The 19282-nt window shown below is 64.8% G+C and carries 16 protein-coding genes and 7 pseudogenes; 15 read left to right on the top strand and 8 right to left on the bottom strand.

Going from position 1 to position 19282, the window contains the following annotated elements:
- Positions 1–77: 77 nt before the first annotated feature.
- The 3 genes and pseudogenes from L0U84_RS28165 to L0U84_RS28155 all read left to right on the top strand — a co-directional run.
- A pseudogene (locus L0U84_RS28165) lies at positions 78–309 on the top strand (mannose-1-phosphate guanylyltransferase/mannose-6-phosphate isomerase); the annotation flags it as partial.
- Positions 210–1655, top strand: coding sequence for an RNA-guided endonuclease InsQ/TnpB family protein (locus L0U84_RS28160; protein WP_442794085.1), 1446 nt, complete (start codon positions 210–212; stop codon positions 1653–1655). The pseudogene L0U84_RS28165 and the gene L0U84_RS28160, both read left to right, overlap by 100 nt.
- Positions 1592–1879: pseudogene (locus L0U84_RS28155) on the top strand (carboxymuconolactone decarboxylase family protein); the annotation flags it as partial. The gene L0U84_RS28160 and the pseudogene L0U84_RS28155, both read left to right, overlap by 64 nt.
- Positions 1880–1975: 96 nt before the next feature.
- On the opposite strand, the gene L0U84_RS28150 reads toward L0U84_RS28155, so the two are convergent.
- From L0U84_RS28150 to L0U84_RS28135, 4 genes and pseudogenes are all read right to left on the bottom strand, one after another.
- Entirely contained in the window at positions 1976–2230 is a 255-nt protein-coding gene (locus L0U84_RS28150) for a hypothetical protein (protein ID WP_233854913.1), read from the bottom strand.
- Positions 2231–2438: 208 nt separating this feature from the next.
- Positions 2439–3125, bottom strand: coding sequence for an HAD family hydrolase (locus L0U84_RS28145; RefSeq protein ID WP_233854904.1), 687 nt, complete (start codon positions 3123–3125; stop codon positions 2439–2441).
- Positions 3126–3186: 61 nt separating this feature from the next.
- Positions 3187–3664, bottom strand: a pseudogene (locus L0U84_RS44050) (cytochrome c peroxidase); the annotation flags it as partial.
- 99 nt (positions 3665–3763) lie between these two features.
- Positions 3764–5596: a phospholipase C gene (locus L0U84_RS28135; protein WP_233854902.1), complete on the bottom strand. Its 1833-nt coding sequence runs from the start codon at positions 5594–5596 to the stop codon at positions 3764–3766.
- A 325-nt stretch (positions 5597–5921) separates the two neighbouring features.
- On the opposite strand from L0U84_RS28135, the pseudogene L0U84_RS28130 reads away from it, so the two are divergent.
- The 6 genes and pseudogenes from L0U84_RS28130 to L0U84_RS28105 all read left to right on the top strand — a co-directional run.
- Positions 5922–6044: pseudogene (locus L0U84_RS28130) on the top strand (YXWGXW repeat-containing protein); the annotation flags it as partial.
- Between the two features lie 257 nt (positions 6045–6301).
- A pseudogene (locus tag L0U84_RS28125) lies at positions 6302–6880 on the top strand (RNA polymerase sigma factor); the annotation flags it as partial.
- The gene (locus L0U84_RS28120) at positions 6877–7293 is read left to right on the top strand and encodes a hypothetical protein (RefSeq protein ID WP_233854898.1); all 417 of its coding nucleotides are present in this window, start codon (positions 6877–6879) and stop codon (positions 7291–7293) included. The pseudogene L0U84_RS28125 and the gene L0U84_RS28120, both read left to right, overlap by 4 nt.
- Positions 7290–7802, top strand: a complete 513-nt coding sequence (locus tag L0U84_RS28115) for a periplasmic heavy metal sensor (RefSeq protein WP_233854896.1) — start codon at positions 7290–7292, stop codon at positions 7800–7802. Before L0U84_RS28120 ends, L0U84_RS28115 begins: the two co-directional genes overlap by 4 nt.
- Before the next feature lie 83 nt (positions 7803–7885).
- Positions 7886–9454: a DUF1800 domain-containing protein gene (locus L0U84_RS28110; RefSeq protein WP_233854894.1), complete on the top strand. Its 1569-nt coding sequence runs from the start codon at positions 7886–7888 to the stop codon at positions 9452–9454.
- A gap of 5 nt (positions 9455–9459) precedes the next feature.
- Entirely contained in the window at positions 9460–10608 is a 1149-nt protein-coding gene (locus L0U84_RS28105) for a DUF1501 domain-containing protein (RefSeq protein WP_233854892.1), read from the top strand.
- A gap of 88 nt (positions 10609–10696) precedes the next feature.
- On the opposite strand, the gene L0U84_RS28100 is transcribed toward L0U84_RS28105, so the two are convergent.
- Positions 10697–11212, bottom strand: coding sequence for a flavin reductase (locus tag L0U84_RS28100; RefSeq protein WP_233854890.1), 516 nt, complete (start codon positions 11210–11212; stop codon positions 10697–10699).
- Between the two features lie 176 nt (positions 11213–11388).
- On the opposite strand from L0U84_RS28100, the gene L0U84_RS28095 reads away from it, so the two are divergent.
- Positions 11389–12465, top strand: coding sequence for an IS110 family transposase (locus L0U84_RS28095; RefSeq protein ID WP_233856842.1), 1077 nt, complete (start codon positions 11389–11391; stop codon positions 12463–12465).
- Positions 12466–12738: 273 nt separating this feature from the next.
- Here L0U84_RS28095 and L0U84_RS28090 read toward each other — a convergent pair.
- Positions 12739–13975: pseudogene (locus L0U84_RS28090) on the bottom strand (RNA-guided endonuclease InsQ/TnpB family protein).
- Between the two features lie 23 nt (positions 13976–13998).
- Between L0U84_RS28090 and tnpA the strand changes: the two are divergent.
- Entirely contained in the window at positions 13999–14415 is a 417-nt protein-coding gene (gene tnpA / locus L0U84_RS28085; RefSeq protein WP_233854888.1) for an IS200/IS605 family transposase, read from the top strand.
- Positions 14416–14573: 158 nt separating this feature from the next.
- On the opposite strand, the gene L0U84_RS28080 is transcribed toward tnpA, so the two are convergent.
- Positions 14574–15968 carry an LLM class flavin-dependent oxidoreductase gene (locus L0U84_RS28080; RefSeq protein WP_233854886.1) on the bottom strand — a complete coding sequence of 465 codons (1395 nt, stop codon included), beginning with the start codon at positions 15966–15968 and terminating at the stop codon, positions 14574–14576.
- 292 nt (positions 15969–16260) lie between these two features.
- Here L0U84_RS28080 and L0U84_RS28075 point away from each other — a divergent pair, with 292 nt between their 5' ends.
- The 3 genes and pseudogenes from L0U84_RS28075 to L0U84_RS28065 all read left to right on the top strand — a co-directional run bounded on the left by L0U84_RS28075 (position 16261) and on the right by L0U84_RS28065 (position 17531).
- Positions 16261–16551: a nucleotidyltransferase family protein gene (locus tag L0U84_RS28075; RefSeq protein WP_233854884.1), complete on the top strand. Its 291-nt coding sequence runs from the start codon at positions 16261–16263 to the stop codon at positions 16549–16551.
- Positions 16548–16933: pseudogene (locus tag L0U84_RS28070) on the top strand (HepT-like ribonuclease domain-containing protein). Before L0U84_RS28075 ends, L0U84_RS28070 begins: the two are co-directional and overlap by 4 nt.
- A 28-nt stretch (positions 16934–16961) precedes the next feature.
- Positions 16962–17531 (top strand): helix-turn-helix domain-containing protein, encoded by a 570-nt coding sequence (locus L0U84_RS28065; RefSeq protein WP_129960960.1) that lies wholly within the window; start codon positions 16962–16964, stop codon positions 17529–17531.
- A 117-nt stretch (positions 17532–17648) separates the two neighbouring features.
- Here the strand turns inward: L0U84_RS28065 and L0U84_RS28060 are convergent, their stop codons facing one another.
- The gene (locus tag L0U84_RS28060; RefSeq protein ID WP_233854882.1) at positions 17649–18026 is read right to left on the bottom strand and encodes a BON domain-containing protein; all 378 of its coding nucleotides are present in this window, start codon (positions 18024–18026) and stop codon (positions 17649–17651) included.
- Between the two features lie 459 nt (positions 18027–18485).
- Between L0U84_RS28060 and L0U84_RS28055 the strand changes: the two genes are divergently transcribed.
- Positions 18486–19271 (top strand): IclR family transcriptional regulator, encoded by a 786-nt coding sequence (locus L0U84_RS28055; RefSeq protein WP_233856840.1) that lies wholly within the window; start codon positions 18486–18488, stop codon positions 19269–19271.
- Positions 19272–19282: the final 11 nt, after the last annotated feature.

Below are 19282 nucleotides of genomic sequence, written 5' to 3'. Positions count from 1 at the left end.
TCACCTGCAGCACGGTGAAGGCCGCGCAATGGGCGAATGCGCGTTCGCGAACGGAATCAACGTGTAGCTGATTTTTATCCGACGGTCGAAGAGAAAGCCATGCGGCTGCGCTTCTTGATTTGACCGCGGGTTCATACGAGGGCATCGATAACGGCGAGCGCTTCGAGGTCAAACGCATCGAGGTCAATCCGGGCGCACGTCGAGCCTGCATATCACCATCATCGCGCCGGGCACTGGATCGTCGTGAAGGGCACTGCGCTCGTGACGAACGGCGACAAGGAGATCATGCTGACCAAGAGAGGGTCAACGAGGCGAAAAGCGCGGTCGCACGGAATGCTCGTGAGGCCGAACGCCTCACGGGCTGGATCCGCCTGCACTGTGAGCTATACAACGCGGCGCTCGAGGAGCGCATCGACGCTTACCGTAAGCACTGCAAGTCGATCAGTTACTATGACCAGCAGAATGTGCTGCCCGAGATTAAGGCTGCGCGTCCTGAGTTCGTCGAGCTTGGCTCGCACGCACTGCAGCAGACACTGCGCAGGCTGGACCTCGCGTTTCAGGCGTTCTTCCGACGCTTCAAGGCCGGCCAGACGCCTGGCTTCCCGAGGTTCAAGGCCAGCAAGCGCTTCTCAGGCTTCTGCTATCCCGATCCGGCTGGCTGGAAGCTCATGCAGCACGGCGGCCGTGGTGCCACGTTGCGCATCGGTAGCGGCAAGCACGCCATGTCGATCCGCGCGCGTGGCCAGCATCGTTTCGGAGAGGGTGCCCGGGCGAATGACCTGACGATCACGCGCAAGAATGGCGGGTGGTTCGCCTCGGTCACGTTGCGCGTATCGGAAAGTGCGTGCGCACGTGCCCGTACCGGCGACGCACATCGCGGCGTGGACTTCGGTCTCAATGACTGGGCCACGTTCGACGATGGCGAGACAGTCGCCAACCCGCGGTTCGTGCGCAACGAAGTGCCGCGGATGGCAGACCGTCAGCGCCAGCAGGCGCGCAAGAAGCGCGGCTCCATACGATATCGACGCCTCGGCGCCCAGGTGGCGAAGCTGCACGAGCGCATCGGTAACCTGCGCCGCGAATTTCTGCACAAGGAAACCAAGCGCATGGTCAAAGCGTGCGCGGTGCTCGCGACTGAGGAACTGCGCACACAGAATATGAGCCGTTCGGCCAAAGGAACGCAGCAAAGGCCGGGGCGGATGGTCAAACAGAAGGCCGGGCTGAATCGCGAGATTCTCTCGGCCGGATTGAGCATGGCGCATCAGATGCTCGCGTACAAAGTGGTAGAGACTGGTACGCGGCTGCATGTGGCGAACACGCGCCAGTTAAAACCGTCGCAGCGCTATGCCGCGTGCTGGGCGATTGCGCCCAAGACGCTCGCGCAACGCACGCATGTCTGCCCGCATTGTGGGCACACAGCGCAACGCGACCGAAACGCAGCGTCGGTCGTGCTGATCGATGCGCACACGCCAGGAACTGGCGTGGCGGCGAGACCGGAACTTCTGTCGCGGCAACGCGCCAAGTCAAAGTCTGCGACCCGCGAAACCCCCGCTACAACCGCGAACGAGATTGAGCGGCGGGAGAGTTCATCAACTTCTGGAAGTACATCGCGCACCCTAGACTGGCACGCACGTGGGACAGCCCGAAGGAAGTGATGACCCCCGGCGCGCTCGGTCCCCTCGTCAAGGAGCTGCTGTACGTGGCGGTCAGCGTGACGAACAACTGCGGCTATTGCGTCGCGAGCCATACGGCGGCAGCGCGCCGCGCCGGCATGACCGACGAAATGTTCGGCGAGCTGCAGGCAATCGTCGGGACGACTAATGAAACGAACCGGCTTGCGGTCGGCTATCGTGTGCCGATCGATCCGGCCTTCGAGTAAAGCGCATGAAACTCGCGATGCGGCCCGGTCGTACCAACCCGGGCCGCAACCTGTGCATTATCGCGCCGTCGAACACGACGGCGCGTGGCGTCGAGCTTACAGCGGAATGATCTTGACCGGCTCCGAATGGCAGGGCGGGGTGTAGACGGGCCCACAGCCATAGTGCTCCGGCTCGCAGGGGTTGTAGTGGGGCGGGTTGTAGTACGACGGGCCGCAAACCGGCGGCTTTTCGCCGTAACACGAAGGCTCGTACTCATGGGGGTAGCACGAGTGGCCGCCGCGCACGGACTGGGCAGCGATGTGGTCGAGGTCGTCGCAGCGCGACAGATCGGCAAGGGTCAAGTGGGACATGATGAATCTCCGGCAACGTTGGATGGGTATCGAGCGTGCGAATGCTTTGCGCTCGAGCGTTCCAGTTGCACGCACCATGCCATGCGGCGCAATTCTACGTCCGTGCTGGCTCGAGCGCTGATCGACCGGGCCCACGCACCGGCAAACTGATCGTCGTCAACCAACTTGCGGCAGGCCGGTGTCGTTGAGTCGCCAACACGTCGGCCGGTCAGCGCATGCCCCATCCCGCGAGCAATGCCGGCAGCTCGGCCATGTCCCTGAACACGTGCACCGCGCCCGCGCCATGCAACGCGGTCGCGCTGCTATGGCCGAGGTGCGTCGGGCAATAGCCGAATACCGTCGCGCCGGCCGCGACGCCCGCGGTCGCGCCCGTCACCGTATCTTCGATGACCGCGCAGCGTGTCGGCTCGACGCCGAGTCCCGCGGCGGCGGCGAGGTACACGTCGGGAAACGGCTTGCTGCGCGGCATTTCGTGGCCGCTGAAGATGTGTCCGCCGAAGCAGTCGAGGATGCCGGCCTTCACGAGCTGCAATTCAATCTTGACGCGATCCGCTCCAGACGCCACCGCAATGCGTCCGTTCAACCTCTGTTGCAACGTGCGCACCGCGAAAGGCGCGCCGTCGATCGCGCGCAACTCATTGTCGAGCGCCGCGTTGCGACGCGCGCGAAATTGCGTCAGCCACTCGGCCGTGATTGCAAAGCCGGTGCGCGCCTCGATCAGAGCGGCTTCGTCCTTGACCATCTTGCCGACGAAAATGCGCATCGTCTCTTCGACGCTCAAATGCCAGCCGAGCTCGCCGAGCATCTCGGTGAGCACGCGGTTCGTGATGGGTTCGGAATCGACGAGCACGCCGTCGCAGTCGAAAAGTACGGCGTCGAAAGGAAAATCGGCCATCGGCAAGGGTACGGATAAGATTCGTTAAGCCGGCAAGGATACCTCACCGACCCCCGGGCCGCAGCGCGCCCATCTGCACCGGAAGCGCGTTATCCGGTCCATACGAATGCTGCGGCGATTGACATGTCGCGCACGACTGCTGACCCGACGCGGACCGCGTCCTGTCGAAGAAGATCTGTTTGCCGAGCACGGCGACCGCGCTGAGCGGCGCTCGCGGCGGGCGCATCAGATGCGCCGGGTGGATTCGCACCGGTGATCTCCTCGACGATCCCGCCCACCACGGGCGGCATCCGTTCGGGATAAACGAGTGCGTACACCCAGAACGCGGCAAAGCCGAGCACGACAGTCGCCGCGCTCTGCGCAAGCAGTCGTAGCCACGCGCGGCGGGTGTTCACGGAGTCCGGTTCATCGCCGGCAGGCAGCGGCGCCGGCGCGAATACGTCTGACTGTCGGTCCATCGCGTTGACGGATAGATCGATCGGATACTTGAACAGGGACGTAGACGGAAATATCAGTGGCTCAATCGAGCCAGCGCGCAAGCACTGGCCCGATCGTCGTCACGGATCGCTGTCGCGCGTGCCGAGCACCACACCACAAATACAGCTGCGACGCACGAACGGCACACGCGCGGCTCACGCTCAGGTCGACGGCGGCGAGGACAGCCTGGTGCCGAGGTTTTCGTCGAGATACAGCGGCGGGGTGTCGCCCAACCCCGAGAAATTGAACATATTCAGGATGCTGCCGGCCGTTGCATCGAAAGAGCCGCCGCCGATGCGCTGGCCGTCGAGCCAGTTGTCCTCGATGAAGCGCACCACCGACGCCTGCGTGATTGGCGTGTCGTCGACGAAGTTGACCTTCGCCCACGGCGACACGACGATGAACGGCGTGCGCGTTCCCGGCCCGCAGCGGCCGTTCACCACGGCGCCGCTGACACCTTGCGGCTGCACCGCACCCGGGGCCGTGCACTGGCCCGGCGCGCTCAGGTTGTCGCTGCCGGCAACCGTTGCGCCGCCCACCGATTGCGGGCTCGTCGAGTCGAATGACGAGCTCGTCGGGGCCCTGTAGCGATGGTCATACCAGCCGTCCGAATCGTCGTACGCAATGATGACGGCGGTGTTCTTCCACTCGGGCTGCTGTTCGAGGAAGTTGATCACCTTGGTGACGAACGCCTGCTCGTCGAGCGGGTCCGAGTACCCTGGGTGGCCGTCGCTGACGCCCGGCGCCTTCAGGAAGTTGACCGACGGGTAGTTGCCGGTCTTCACCGCGGTGAAGAAGTCGTCGATGTCGTACTGGTGATGCACCGGGGTCGCGCTGCTATCGAGCGGATCGGTCGCGCCGATCACCGCTGTCGACGACGGCCGCGTATGCGCGAGATTCGCCGTGCTCGCGTAGTACTGGAACCACGCGTGGTGCTGCACGTAGTCGGCCTCGCTTGCGTTGAGCACCTGCGAGAACGTCGAGCGCGCGCAGCCGGTCGTGCCGTTCGCGTTGACGGTCTGCAGATTGAAGCCGGCCATGAAGCCGCCCCACGTGATGTTCTTCTCGTTCAGCAGGTCACCGATGTTCCTGTTTTTCGACGACATCGCACCGGTCACCGTGCTGCCCGCCGCGATCGTGCAGGTGTCGCCGGTCGGGTCGAGATCGCCGATCAGCGTGTTGCCGCCGGCGGAGTCGGGGATCGCGTTGTCCGACGTGCCGCCCGTCACGATCACGCCGTTGTTCTGGCCAGACACGACCTCGATTGCGCCGGGCGTCGAAGGTCCGTAAGTGTCCGTGTACGCGTTCTGGTTCATCGCGAAGTTCTGCGCGTAGTTCCACATTGCGGTGACCGTGTTGCCGTCGAAGTAGCCGAGCACCTGGCCTCTCGTCGCGAGCGCGCCAGTGCCGCTCGCGATCGTCGTATCGCCCCCCGTGAACAGCGGGAACGAATCCATCGCGCCGTTGTTATAGGCGAGTTGCTCGGCCGCGTACGCGTGGTCCTGGTCCGACGTATTCGCTTGCGAGCGGTCGAGGCGGAACGGCAGCAGGTCCGCGGCCGGCAGGCCGAGACCCGCGATCGCCACGCTGCCGACCGTGCGGCCCGCCGTGTTCGGCGAGCTTGCCAGCGCGTTCGGGTTCGACGTCAGAAGGTTGTTGCTGCTGAGGTTGTTGACCGTGGGTGTGCCCGCGGCCGCGGTGAATTGCGGTTCGCCGGCCGGGTTGGTCGCTTGCGGATAAGTGCCGAAGTAGTGATCGAACGACACGTTCTCGCCGTAGATCACGACGAGGTGCTTGATCGGTGTGGCGGTCGCGAGCGCGTCCTGAGCGGAGACGGAGGCCGCCGGCGACGATACTCCTGCCGGCGACGATGTTCCGGGGGGCGACGATGCACTCGCGGTCGACGCGGCGGACGTGGTGCCGCTGTTGTTGCCGCAGCCCGCGAGCATCAGCATCGCGGCGAACGGAATGGGTAACAAAGCTCTACGGGACATGTGACTGACTCCAGATTCGACCTGCCCTTGCAGCGTTTCCATCGACAGATATGGAGATTCGCCGCGGAATTTGGGTAAGAAATGCCGTTGCTGTTACTGTTGTTGCCGCGATCAAGCTGCCGAAGATTTCAGCAGTCCGCGATTAAAGAATCGAGCCGCAAACATTACGGCGGCTATCGTTTTCCATTCATATCTCTGACTTCCGGTTCGCGTTGTGCTAACCGTGAAGCGCTTTCATTCCGTCGCACTTTTTTTTGCAGGCAGAACGCCGGATTTTCCCATGCTGACACGTTGAAAAGAAACGGAGGGCCGCTGGCGCTGAGATCATGGCCGCTATGTGCGGGTGCCGGGCCACTGGCAGCCGGTGCGCGTCGGCTATCACTGGGTGCCCGGGCATTGGGCGCAACGTGGGCCGCACTGGCGCTGGATCGAAGGACATTGGGCTTGAGCGAGGTTTGCGATGAAAACACTCGTGATGATTCTGCTGGCAGCCTCGCTCGCAGGCTGTGTAGTCTATCCGGCACGTCCGGCCTATTACCGGCCGGCGGTCGTCGTATATTGATCGCGAACGTGATACCAGACCGGATAGCGGTGCAGCGGCAGGAAAACCATAACAACACGACAGCTTAAGGAGCGGCGGCAAGTGAACGACGTTGATCCCGTGATGCGGCCCGCACGTGAAAGCACGCGCGCACTGTCGCGACGGAGCCGCGCGCCTTGAGCGAAGCACCGCAAGATCCGGACGCCGAACTGATCGCGCGGGTGGGCCGCGAGGAGCCCGGCGCGGTGCGCTCGCTGGTCGCACGCAAGTTGCCGCGGCTGCTTGCACTCGCCACGCGCATGCTCGGCGATCGCATGGAAGCGGAGGACGTCGCGCAGGAGGTCTTCGTGCGAATCTGGAAACAGGCGGCCCGCTGGCGTGACGGCGAAGCGAAGTTCGACACGTGGATGCATCGGGTTGCGCTCAATCTTTGCTATGACCGTCTGCGGGGCCAGCGCGAAGACCCGAGCGACGAACTGCCCGATTCGGCCGATCCCGCCGCGCTACCCGACGCGCGGCTCGAAGCGCGTGCCGACCACGCGCGCGTGCGCGCGGCGCTCGCCGCGCTGCCGGCGCGACAGCGCGAAGCGCTCGTGCTGACCTATTACCAGGAGATGTCGAACCTCGACGCTGCCGCCTTGATGGGCGTCAGCGTCGATGCGCTGGAAAGTCTGCTGACCCGCGCGCGCCGCAACCTGCGCGCTCAACTGGCCGGCAGCGGCCTTAGCAAGGACAAGCCATGACGCCCGAAAGATTCCATCAGATCGTTGCAGCGTACGGCGCCGACGCGCGTCGCTGGCCGGAGCGCGAACGCGAGGCCGCGCAGACATGGGCACGCGCGCATCGCGCCGAAGCCGACGCGGCGTTGAGCGACGCGGCCGGCCTCGACGCATGGCTCGCCGCGGACCAGCTCGAGCCGCCGAGCCTCGAACTGCAGCGCCGCATCATCGACGACGCGCCGTCGCGCCGGCCGGCCGCGCGCTGGCGTTTATGGTGGTCGGGCGCGGCGGTCGCAGGGGTCGGGCTGCTCGGTGGCGTGGCTGGCGCGTTCGCGGTGTCGTTCTTCGTACTGACCGAGAACGCGCCGGTCGTGCATGAATCCTCGTATCTGACTTCGAGCTTCGGCGGCACCTCCGCCGATTGGAGCGGCGAATGAAAGGGTGCTCGTGGAAATTTGCGCTGCTGGGCTCCGCGGTGCTCAACGTGTTCCTGCTCGGCGCGATCGCCGGTGGCGCGTATCAGTGGTTCGCCGCGCACGGTGCGAACCAGCCCGTGGCGGCACAGGACCAGCGCGCGCTGCGATTCGCCGCCGAGCCGCTGTCCGCGCAGCAGCGGCAGGCGTTCATCGACGGTTTGAAGAACGCGCGGCGCGAGGGGCGCGAGTATGCGCGCGACGCTCGCGAAGGGCGTCGCGAGGTGCTGCGCCTGCTAGCCGCTCCGCAGTTCGATCGTGCCGCGCTCGATGCCGCGCTCGCGCGCACCCGCGCGGCCGACAGCAGCCTGCGCGCGATGGTCGAAGCGAGCGTCGCCGATTTCGCGGCGACGCTGACGCCCGAGGAGCGCGTCGAATTCGCCGAGAGTCTGAAACTGCGTGGGCAATGGCGCGAAGCGCAGCCGGCGCCGAACGCGAAGAAGCCGGGGGCGAATGCCGCGTCGGGCGAATAAAAAAATGTGTGCGATGACGACGGATTTCGGCATGTCGGCCGTTTAACGGACATGCAGGCGTCCGACCTGCCGACGAGGATCGTATGGCCAACTCACCGAACCTGAATGCCGCGGCGATCGCACTGAACCGCTTCGGCCTCGGCGCACGCGCCGACGATACGCCGCCCGCCGATCCGAAGGCCTGGCTGCTCGCGCAGTTCGAGCAGTATCAGCCGAGACCGGATGCGTGGGCGAACCAGCCCGATTCGATCGCGTTGTCGACGCAGCTCGTGCAGCAGCGCATGCAGATCGAGCAGCAGGCGAAACAGAGGGCGGGCGAGAAGACAAGCTCGAGCCAGGATGCAAACAACGGCGCAAACATCGGCGCCACGAACAACGCGACGAACACCATATCGAACAATGCGACCAGGAGCGCAAGCACTGTCGTAGTGCCTGGCCAGTCCGACGCACAAGCGGCCAAACAATCCGAGCGAAAGGCATTTCGTGCCGAAATACTCGACATGTACCGCTCATCGGTCAATGCACGAGTCGCTAGTGCGCTGAGCACGCCGACGCCGTTCATCGAACGTCTCGTGCATTTCTGGGCGAATCACTTCGCAGTGTCGACCGAGAAACCGGGCGTCGCGGCGCTCGCCGGGTCGTTCGAAGCGGAGGCGATTCGCCCGCACGTGCTCGGCCGTTTCGAGGACATGCTGGTCGCTGTCGAGCGTCATCCGGCCATGCAGTTGTTCCTCGACCAGACCCGCTCGGTCGGTCCCGACAGCATGGCCGCGCTGCGCGCCGCGCAACGCAATCCGGACAACAAACGCGGACTCAACGAGAACCTCGCGCGCGAAATCATGGAGCTGCATACGCTCGGCGTGCGCAGCGGCTATAGCCAGGACGACGTGACCGAGTTCGCGCGTGCGCTGACCGGCTGGAGCCTCGTCGGCAATCCGGGGAACGGCGGCCTCAATGCGAACCGGCGCGCGCTGGAGCAGAGCGGCGCACCCGGCAGCTTCGTGTTTCGTCCCGCGCTGCACGAGCCAGGCTCGCGCACGATCATGGGACGCCGCTACGACGAAGGCGGCGAACAGCAGGCGCTCGCGATCCTGCACGACCTCGCGCACGCGCCGGCCACCGCGCAGCATATCGGCACGAAGCTCGCACGCCATTTCGTCGCGGACAATCCGCCGGCTGGTGTCAGCGCACGTCTGGCCGATGCGTTCACGCGCAGCGGCGGCGATCTGCCGACCGTCTATCGCGCGCTGATCGATACGTCGCAAGCGTGGTCGCCGAACCCGGTGAAGTTCAAGACGCCGTGGGAGTGGACCATCTCGTCGATGCGCGGACTCGGCTGGCACGACCTCGGCAATCTGCAAAGCGCGCCGATCCTCACGCAGCTCGGCCAGCCGGTGTGGCGTCCCGGTTCGCCCGCGGGCTACGACGATATCGCCGCGAGCTGGGCCGCACCGGATGCGCTCGTGCGCCGCGTCGAGGTCGCGCAACGTTTCGCCGCGCGCGTCGGTGACCGGCTCGATGCGCGCTCGCTCGGCCAGAGCTTGCTGGCCGGCTCGCTCAGCGAGCCGACGGCGACGGCGGTGTCGCGCGCGGAAAGCGCGTCGACCGCGATCGCGCTGCTGCTCGTATCGCCCGATTTTCAACGGAGGTGAATGCCATGCTGTCACGCCGCCAGTTTCTGAGCGTCGCTGCTGCCGGTGCCGGCGCGCTGCTCGTGTCACCGCGGATTGCGTTCGCGCATGTCGCGACCGACCGCCGCTTCGTATTCGTGATCCAGCGTGGCGCGGCCGATGGGCTGAACATCCTGGTGCCGTACGCGGACCCCGCGTATGCGACGCTGCGCGGACCGCTCGCGATCGATTCGTCGAGCGCGCCGCATCTGGACGGCACGTTCGCGCTGCATCCGGCGCTCGCGCGGATGGCGACGCTGTACGCGAACCGCGAGGCGTTGTTCGTGCACGCGGTCGCCTCGCCGTATCGGGACCGCTCGCATTTCGACGGACAGAACGTGCTGGAAACCGGCGGCACATCGCCGTATCAGACGAAGGACGGCTGGCTCAACCGGCTCGCCGCGCAATTGCCCACCACCCGGGAAAACGCGATCGCGTTCGCGCCGACCGTGCCGATGGCGCTGCGCGGCCCCGCTTCGGTGACGTCGTATGCGCCTTCGGCGTTGCCGCAGGCGCCCGACGATCTGCTCGCGCGCGTGTCGCAGTTGTACGAGCAGGACGCGCAGTTGCGTCCGCTGTGGGAATCGGCGATGGCGGCGCGCGGCCTCGCGGGCGATGCGGGCGCGCGCCAGGACCCGGCGAGCCTCGGCAAGCTCGCGGCCAGTTTTCTGGCGCGCGACGACGGTCCGCGCATCGCGATGATCGAAACCGGCGGATGGGACACGCACAGCGCGCAGAACGCCCGGCTCGCGAATCAGCTGAAGGCGCTGGACACGATGCTCGCGGCGCTGCGCGACGGCATGGGAGCATCGTGGAGCAAAACCACGGTGCTGGTCGCGACGGAGTTCGGCAGGACCGCGGCCGCAAATGGCACGGGCGGCACCGATCACGGCACCGGCTCGGTCGCGATGGTGCTGGGCGGGTCGGTGCAGGGCGGACGCGTGATTGCGGATTGGCCGGGCCTCGCGCCGCATCAGTTGTATCAGTCGCGTGACCTGAGGCCGACCGCTTCGCTCGATGCGTTGATCGCCGGCACCGCGAGTGAAAGTCTCGGGCTCGATCCCGAACGCACCGCGGCGGCGCTGTTTGGCCGAACGGTCGCGGGCAGACCGATGACGGGCGTCGTGCGGGCGTGATCTGCCGATTGAACCGCGGCGTGTGCCACACGATGGCATGAACGCGCGATGGGCGATCGAGGGGCCCAAATCAGCAGGCAGTGCGAACTTATCGCGCGCAGGCGGACGCGTCGGATTGGCTCGCCACGACCGCATGCGTCGCGTGAACCGAGCGCTCGCCGACGCGATGATAGCGGGGTCCATAGTAGATCAGCGCATCGCCCGCGCCCTGCGTGCGCGCGGCCTTCACCGCGCAGAAGAACACCGTGTGCGTGCCGACTTCGGTCACCGACTCGATCTCGCAGTCGAGCGACGCGAGTGCGTGCTGCAACACCGGCGCGCCGGTCGCCAGAGTGTCCCATTGCGCGGCGGCGAAGCGTTCTTCGATCGCGAGCGCGCTCGTGGCGAAGTGCGCGGCCAGCGTCTGCTGCTCGCCGCTCAGCACGTTCACGCACAGCTTGCCGTTGGTACGAAACGCCGCGTTGTTGCGGCTGCCGCGGTTGATGCAGATGAGCAGCGTGGGCGGCTCGTCGGTGACGCCGCAGACCGCCGACGCGGTGCAGCCCGCAAGGCCGGCTTCGCCATCGCTGGTGATGATGTTGACGGCCGCGCCAAGCCCGGCCAATCGCGTCGCGGAACGTGCTCTTTTGACATCCTCCCCGTCCTAAAGAAATCCTAAAGAACGGGGATTCCTACGGGTGCGCAAGCACCTTCGAATTAGTAAGGACTTTCCCGATCTCGTGGCATAGCGATATGCCAGGATGATTGGTGCTGGGCAACCCATCTGAGAAGGGGAAAGTCATGGACAAGATTACTCGTATCGGCGTGGATCTGGCCAAGAACCTGATCCAGGTGCACGGCGTGGACAGCATGGAAGGCGTGGTGGTCAGGAAAGCCATCTCACGGCAGAAGTTTCTCGAATGGTTTGCCAACCTCGCGCCATGCCTGGTCGCAATGGAAGCGTGCAGCGCAGCCCACTACTGGGCGCGCAAGCTGCGCGCGCTCGGCCACGAGGTTCGGCTGATCGCGCCGCAGCTCGCCGCGCCATACCGCAAGGGCGGCAAGCACGTGAAGAACGACAGGCTGGATGCCGAGGCCATCTGCGAGGCCGCGAGCCGGCCGCATATGCGTTTCGTGGCCGTCAAAACGGCAGACCAGCAAAGCGTGCTGGTAGTGCACCGGATGCGGGACGGTTTCGTCGAGGAGCGCACCGCGCTCGTCAACCGGCTGCGCGGTGAGCTTGTCGAGTTCGGCGTGTTCCTGCCGCAAGGCATCGACGCATTTCGTGGCCACTTCGTCGAAGCGCTGGAGGACGGGGACACTGAACTGAACGGTGTCGCGCGCACTGCGTTGCTGCGAGGCTGGGAGCACCTGCAGGCCCTCGACCAGCAAATCGCCTGGTGCGACGCGCAAGTCGCCACGCACGTGAAGCACGACAGCAATGCGCAGCGCGTTATGGCAGTCATCGGCATCGGGCCGCTCACCGCGTCGGCCGCGGTGGCGACCGTCGGCGACGCTCACCTGTTCAAGAACGGCCGCCAATTTGCCGCCTGGATCGGCACGGTGCCCAAACAGGCGAGCAGCGGCGGCAAGACCCGGCTGGGTCGCATCACCAAACAGGGCAACACGTATCTGCGCACGCTGCTGTTCCAGGGCGCGCGCTCGGCGGTAGCGAGCGCACATCGACGAACCGACCGCCTCTCGCGCTGGATCGTTCAGCTCCAGGCACGCGCCGGCTGGTATCGAACGCTGGTGGCCGTCGCCAACAAGCACGCGCGCATCCTGTGGGCGATTCTTGCCAAGGGCGAGCGCTTCGATCCGTCGTACGTGCCCACCCGAGCCCCGCTGGTCGGGACCGCAACCGGCATGATCGAATAGATCAAGGATAGAGCCCCCCGCAACCCCAAAGTCGGAAACTCCGCATACAAGGATTCAACAGGTATGGATAGCGACAGGTCAGACCGGCAGCAGGCGAACTCGTGGAACCCGCAGGCGACAGATTTCATGTGTGCGCCGTCCTTCGGATGGAGTCCTGCTGCGCGGTTACTATCCGGGCCCGGGCACCGTAACGATAGTGCCCAACAAGGCCGCTTATAGGTGTGCAGTCTGTCTCGCCGCTCAATGCCAAATGTGTCCCCGACCACATGGGAGTCAAACGAATGGATGAATGAACCCCGAGCTTGCAAAAAAAGGAAAGTCCTTATAGGTGGGTTCCTGCTTCTTCGAGCGGCCCGACTGCACCCTCTCTCCACAGGCTGGAACGGCGTGCCCCGCCGCTAAAACATTGATCGCGCCGACGTGATCGGCGTTTGCCGTATGACCACACTTGATGCAGGCGAACAGCGCCTGTGCCTTGCGGTTCTCGGCTGAAATATGGCCGCAGCACGGGCATGTTCGGCTCGTGTTCTTCGGGTCTACGGCGACAAAGTAACCGCCACGCCGTCTTGTACTCCAGTTGCCGACGAAACTCGCCCCAGCCCTGATCCAGAATGGACTTGTTGAGGCCCGACTTCGCACGGACATTGCGGCCCGGCGCGTCGGCGGTGCCCTTTGCAGACTTGCTCATGTTGCGAACCTGCAAGTCCTCGACGGCGATCATCGCGTGGTTTTTGCTGATCGTATTCGATGCCTTGTGCAGGAAGTCTGCTCGCGCGTTTGCGATGCGAGCGTGGATGCGTTGAATGCGGGCCTTCGCCTTCTTCCAGTTCGCGGAGCCTTTGACCTTACTAGCCATGCGGCGCTGATACTTCGCGAGACGATGCTCGTGCTTCTTGATGCTGGCGAGCGGCGCGATGTACGTGCCGTCGCTCAGCGTCGCGAAGCGGGCTACACCGACGTCGATGCCGACAGCAGGGCCGTGCGGCACCGGCTGATCGACTTCACGTGCTGTGAGGATGGAGACGTACCACTTGCCCGCGCGCAGCGAGACGGCCGCGCCGCGGACTTCGCCGAGCACGACGCGGCTGTTGCGGTAACGCAGCCATCCGAGCTTCGGAATCTTAATGCGCCCGTTTCCGCTATCGACCGCAATCTGGTTCTTGTCGGGGAACAGGAAACTATCGCGCTCGCCCTTGCGCTTGAAGCGCGGAAACGATGCGCGTCCCTCGAAGAAGTTTCGATAGGCGCGGTCCAGCGCTTCGACTGCCTTGTTGAGCGCGTGACGCGGAGCATCCGACAGCCACGGCGTATCGGTGCTGTTTCGCCATTCCGTGAGTTGCTTTTCGACCGCGTACTTGCCGATGAACTTGCCGCCGGCATCGTAGTTTTCTTTCTGCAACGCCAGCGCCTTGTTGTAGACGAACCGGCATGCGCCCGCAAACTGGCGCATCTTGCGCGCCTGCTCGCCGGTCGGCATCAGTTCGAATTTAAAGGCTTGGAGTCGTAGCATAGGCGCATAGTATAATTTGGTCTATGAGCAAAGACAACGACATTCGGCACGGTAGGCACTGCGTTTTCAAGATGCACGTCCATTTGGTCTTCGTGACGAAATACCGTCGCGGAGTATTCACGAAACAGATCATCGACGACATGCGCGGCGTCTTCCTCAGCGTGTGCGCCGACTTCGAAGCAGAGCTAGTGGAGTTCGACGGCGAAGACGATCACGTTCACCTGTTGGTGAACTATCCGCCGAAGGTCGCCGTTTCGGCGCTGGTGAACAGCCTTAAGGGCGTGTCCAGCCGGATGATCCGCAAGAAGAATTATCCGAGCATCCGCACGAAGCTATGGGGCGGTGCGTTATGGTCGCCGTCCTATTTCGCCGCGTCTTGCGGTGGCGCTCCGATTTCTATCGTGCGCCAATACATAGAACAGCAGCGAACGCCGCACTAGCGCCTCAGAAGGACGCCTTCCGCGTCCGCGCTGTCCTTCCCCGGCCCGAAGGCCGAGGCTTGTCGCGCACCTGGTCAACCTGGGGGCCTCTCGCTGGAAGTCGGGGCGCCGCCGCATGACTTGCACGCGACTGCGTTCGTTGAACAACGGCGGTCGCGTCAGCCGCGAGCCTCGTCGGCCGGCGCCGCCGCGCAAGCTGGCGAACGGAAGCGCGCCGCGGTGTGACTGGCGGGCAGCCGCGCATGGCCGAACAGCTTTTCGCGCAGCGTGCCGTCGCGATACGCGCGCTTGTACGCGCCACGTTCCTGCAGCAGCGGCACGACCAGTTCGATGAAGTCGTCGAAGCACTCCGGCACCACGGTGCGCGACAGATTGAAGCCGTCGACACCGGTCTCCTCGGTCCACGCAATCAGCTCGTTCGCGATCTTCCCGGCCGAGCCGACGAGCGGCTGCTGGCGGCTGCCGAGCACCATCTGTTCGAGCAGCTTGCGCCTCGTCCATTGCGGACCGGCCGCGCGCGTCATTGCTTCGACGTTCGACACGATCGCCTGGCTTTTGCCGGTTTCGATCGGCTCGTCGAGGTCGTAGCGCGCGAAGTCGATGCCGAGCGATGCGGCCGCGTGCACCAGCGCCGCCTCGGAGCTCACATAGCGGCGGTACTCTGCGAATTTTTCCTGCGCTTCCTGATCGGTGCGGCCCGTGATGACGGTCTGGCCGAGCAGCACCTTGATGTCGTCGGCGCGGCGGCCGCCTGCGACCGCGTGTGCGCGAATGTCGTCGACGATCGTCTTGACGGCCGGCTTCGCCTGGCCGTTGACGAACACGCACTCAGCGTGTGCCGCCGCGAACTGTTTGCCTCGCGCCGACGAGCCGGCCTGATACAGCACCGGCGTGCGTTGCGGCGACGGCTCGGCGAGATGCATCGCATCGACGCGATACTGCTTGCCGTGGTGATGGATCACGTGGACTTTCGACGCGTCCGCGTAGACCCCGCGCGCCTTGTCGCGCAGCACCGCGCCGTCTTCCCAGCTGCATTCCCACAGCTTGTACACGAGCTCCATGTACTCGTCGGCGAGATCGTAGCGGTCGTCGTGCGCCATCTGTCCGCTCAGGCCGATCGCGCGCGATGCGCTGTCCAGATAGCCGGTCACGATGTTCCAGCCGACCCGGCCGTGCGTCAGATGATCTAGCGTCGACATGCGGCGCGCGAACAGAAACGGCTGCTCGACCGACAGATTCGACGTGACGCCGAACGACAGATGCCGTGTGACCGCGGCCATCGCCGGAATCAGCAACGTCGGATCATTGACCGGCACCTGCACGGCGCCGCGGATCGCCGCGTCGGGACTGCCGCCGTAGACGTCGTAGACGCCCACCACGTCGGCGAAAAAGATGCCGTCGAACAAACCCGCTTCGAGCTTGCGCGCGTAATCGGTCCAGTACTGCAGATCGGTGTAGCGCGTGGACTGGTCGCGCGGGTGGGTCCATAGCCCTTGCTGGATGTGGCCTACGCAGTTCATGTCGAACGCGTTGAGAACGACTTCCTTCGGCATGGTGTGTTCCGTCTGATGAGCGGGTTCGGACGATGGCGTTGCGTTTAATATAGTGGACGAAAAGCACTATGCAAGACTTTGTTCGGTGGGAGTGCCGCTTCCAGAGGGCGAAGCGGCTGAACTTGTCCGCGCTGATCGTGGCGCTGCTGCGTCAAAGGTAATCAGCTTCGCGTAGACCGTTCCTGGGCAGCAAACCCGCCACGGCAACCAGCATGGCACGGGAAGTGAAGGCATTGCGAGTCTCGACTCAATCGCTTATCGTCTCGATCAGTTTCGACAAGAAAGGATGCCCATGCGACCGTCCGTTGTGCTCGACATGAAGCGCGGCGTAGTGCGCGAAGCGACGAGCCGCTTCCGCGCAGCGAACCCGCGCGTGTTCGGCTCGGTGCTGCACGGCACCGACCGGGACGGCAGCGACCTCGATCTGCTGGTCGATGCGCTCCCCGGCGCGACGCTGTTCGACCTGGGGGGCTTGCAGGATGAGCTGGAAGCGCTACTCGGCGTCCACGTCGATCTGCTGACCCCGGCCGACCTGCCGCTCAAGTTCCGGGCAAAGGTGCTTGCGGAGGCGCAGCCGGTATGAACGAGAACCGCTTGCCGGACTACCTCGATCACATGCAGCAAGCCGCAACCGATGCTTGCAGCTTCGTGCAGGGGCAGGCCAGGGACACTTCCTTGGGGACAAGCGCACCCAGCGGGCCGTCATCATGAGCCTCATCATCATTGGCGAGGCCGCCACGAAAGTCATGGATCGCTATCCAGACTTCGCTCAGGCGCACCCCGAAGTGCCGTGGCGTAGCATGCGCGGGATGCGCAACCGCATCGCGCACGGCTATTTCGATATCAACCTTGATGTGGTGTGGGACACAGTGCAAACGGCGCTACCCGAGCTACTGAAACAACTGCCCGCCGCGTGCCAGGATGCCGAAGACGAAGACCGCAAGGACGATGGATTGGAGCCATGACCCCCACTTGCGCAATCACGCCCCCGCCATGTCCGAATCCTCCGCCATCGATCTGACCCAGGCGATCTCCGCGCGCGTGAAGACCGAGCGCGAGGCGCGCAACTGGTCGCTCGCCGAGCTGGCCGAGCGCTCGGGTGTGTCGAAGGCGATGATCAGCAAGATCGAGCGAGGCGAGGCGAGTCCGACCGCGACGGTGCTCGGGCGGCTGTCTGGCGCGTTCGGGCTGACACTGTCGACGTTGCTCGCGCTCGCCGAACAAACCGGCGAGCGGCTCGTGCGTCATGCGGACCAGTCGCTGTGGGAAGACCCCGAAACCGGCTATACGCGGCGGCGTATTTCACCGCCGACCGGTGGCGTGCTGGAACTGCTCGAAATCGAATTGCCGATCGGGGTGAGGGTGCCTTATCCGTCGGACGCGTTCGTGTTTCAGCATCAGCAGATCTGGGTCACGCAAGGGGTGCTGACGTTTCGCGAGGGCTCGCTGACGTACCGGCTCGAAGCGGGGGACTGCCTGCAACTCGGTGCGCCGGTGGAATGCGAGTTCTTCAATGGCGGCACTGAGGTGTGCAGATATGTGGTGGGCCTGGTGCGGCGCTGAGGTGTGCCAGGTTATGTCCAGCGGTCCAGATAGCAGGACGAGGAGCAGGGACTAGCGGGAGACACCACATGCATCGCAGCTTCGCGGTGCTCCCGTTCGCGAGTCGAATGCCGACGCTCAGCTTCCACCACTTCCGCGCGACGGGAAGTTCAGCGTGAGCTTGTTGGTCACCGAGGTGACGCCTGGCACGCCTTTCGCCACGTCGGCAGCCTGCTGGATCATGCCGCTCTCAGGCACCGAGCCGCTCAACGTCACTGCGCCACCGCGCGCCCGCACGAACACGTTCGACACGTTGAAGCCCTGTGCTCTCGCGAGCGCGTGCCGCACGTCGCGGCCGAGCTTGCGATCCGCCGCGCGCGTCGATGGCGCGGCGGTGGCCGGCGCGGCTGCCGTGGCGGCAGGCGCCTGCGCGTCGCTCGCCTGGGCGTAGGCGCTGGATGCGCTCGCCACGCACAGGGCAATACCGAGCGCCTTCAAAAGATTGAGTGTTTTCACGGTTTAACCATCCTCGATAAGTTGAGTTCGCTTCGTTGCATGTTAAAAACGTCGCGCTTTGTCGAGCTGGTCTGGACTCTGGGAAGCTGCTGTCTTGTACATGAGTGGGGGTTTCGGCGCTTCCGGCGCGTTTAAACGATACTCCAGGCAGCGCGGTGCCACTGAAAATTCTGGCGCGACGCGCGCGGGAAGCGGTGTCGCGCCGGTTTTCGACGCGATGATTTACATCCGCAACGCACCCCGGGCACACGTCAAGAACGTCCCACGTTTCAGACTATAATTTCGCATCCCGGATCGTGACGATCCATCCCACGGCTCGCATCATCATCAGCAGGCGGCCGTTTCGCGGGAGCCTGATTCGCCTTGAGCAAAACCCACCACGGCCCGGCCGATCTTCCCGACCACCACCTCAGTTCCGACGCCGACCCGGCGTCCACAAAAGCACCCGCCGCGCTCGCGATGCGCACCGCGCATGAATTGCACAAGGACGACCGCCATTTCGTCACGGCGCTCGCGCGCGGACTCGAAGTGCTCGCGTGCTTCCGCTCCGGCGACAAATCGCTGAGCAACCAGGAACTCGCGGCGCGCTGCAGGCTGCCGAAATCGACGGTGTCGCGGCTCACCCACACGCTGACGTTGCTCGGCTATCTGATCCATCTGAAGGAGAGCGGCAAGTACCGTCTCGGCACCGCGTCGCTGGCGCTCGGCAGCGCGATGCTCGCGCGTCTCGACGTGCGCAAGATCGCGCGGCCCGTGATGCAGGAACTCGCCGACGTATCCGGTGCGACCGTTTCACTCGGCACGCGCGACCGTCTGTCGATGATTTACGTCGAAAACTGCCGCGGCTCGGTCGCGCTGACGCTGACCCTCGAAGTCGGCTCGCGCATTCCGGTCGCGACGTCGGCGATTGGACGCGCGTGGCTCGCGGCGATTCCCGAGCACGAGCGGCTCAGTTTCATGGAGCAGGTGCGCGAACTCGATCACATCGCGTGGCCGAAGACGCGGCGCGGCATCGAGAAGGCGTTGGATGACTACCGCACGCTCGGCGTGACGACCTCGTTCGGCGACTGGCAGAAGGACGTCAACGGCATCGCGCGCGCGTTTCAGCCGGGCGGCGAATTGCCGGTCATGGCGATCAACGTGGGCGGGCCGGCGTTCAAGCTGTCGAAGGAGTTTTTGCTCGAAGAAGTGCGGCCGCGCCTGATCGATGTCGTCACCCAATTGGAAATCGCGCTGGCGCATTGAGCGGCAGCGCT

It is taken from the genome of Paraburkholderia sp. HD33-4, from assembly GCF_021390635.1.
In the GTDB taxonomy this organism is placed as follows: domain Bacteria; phylum Pseudomonadota; class Gammaproteobacteria; order Burkholderiales; family Burkholderiaceae; genus Paraburkholderia.
This window is presented reverse-complemented; position numbering and strand designations above follow the sequence as displayed.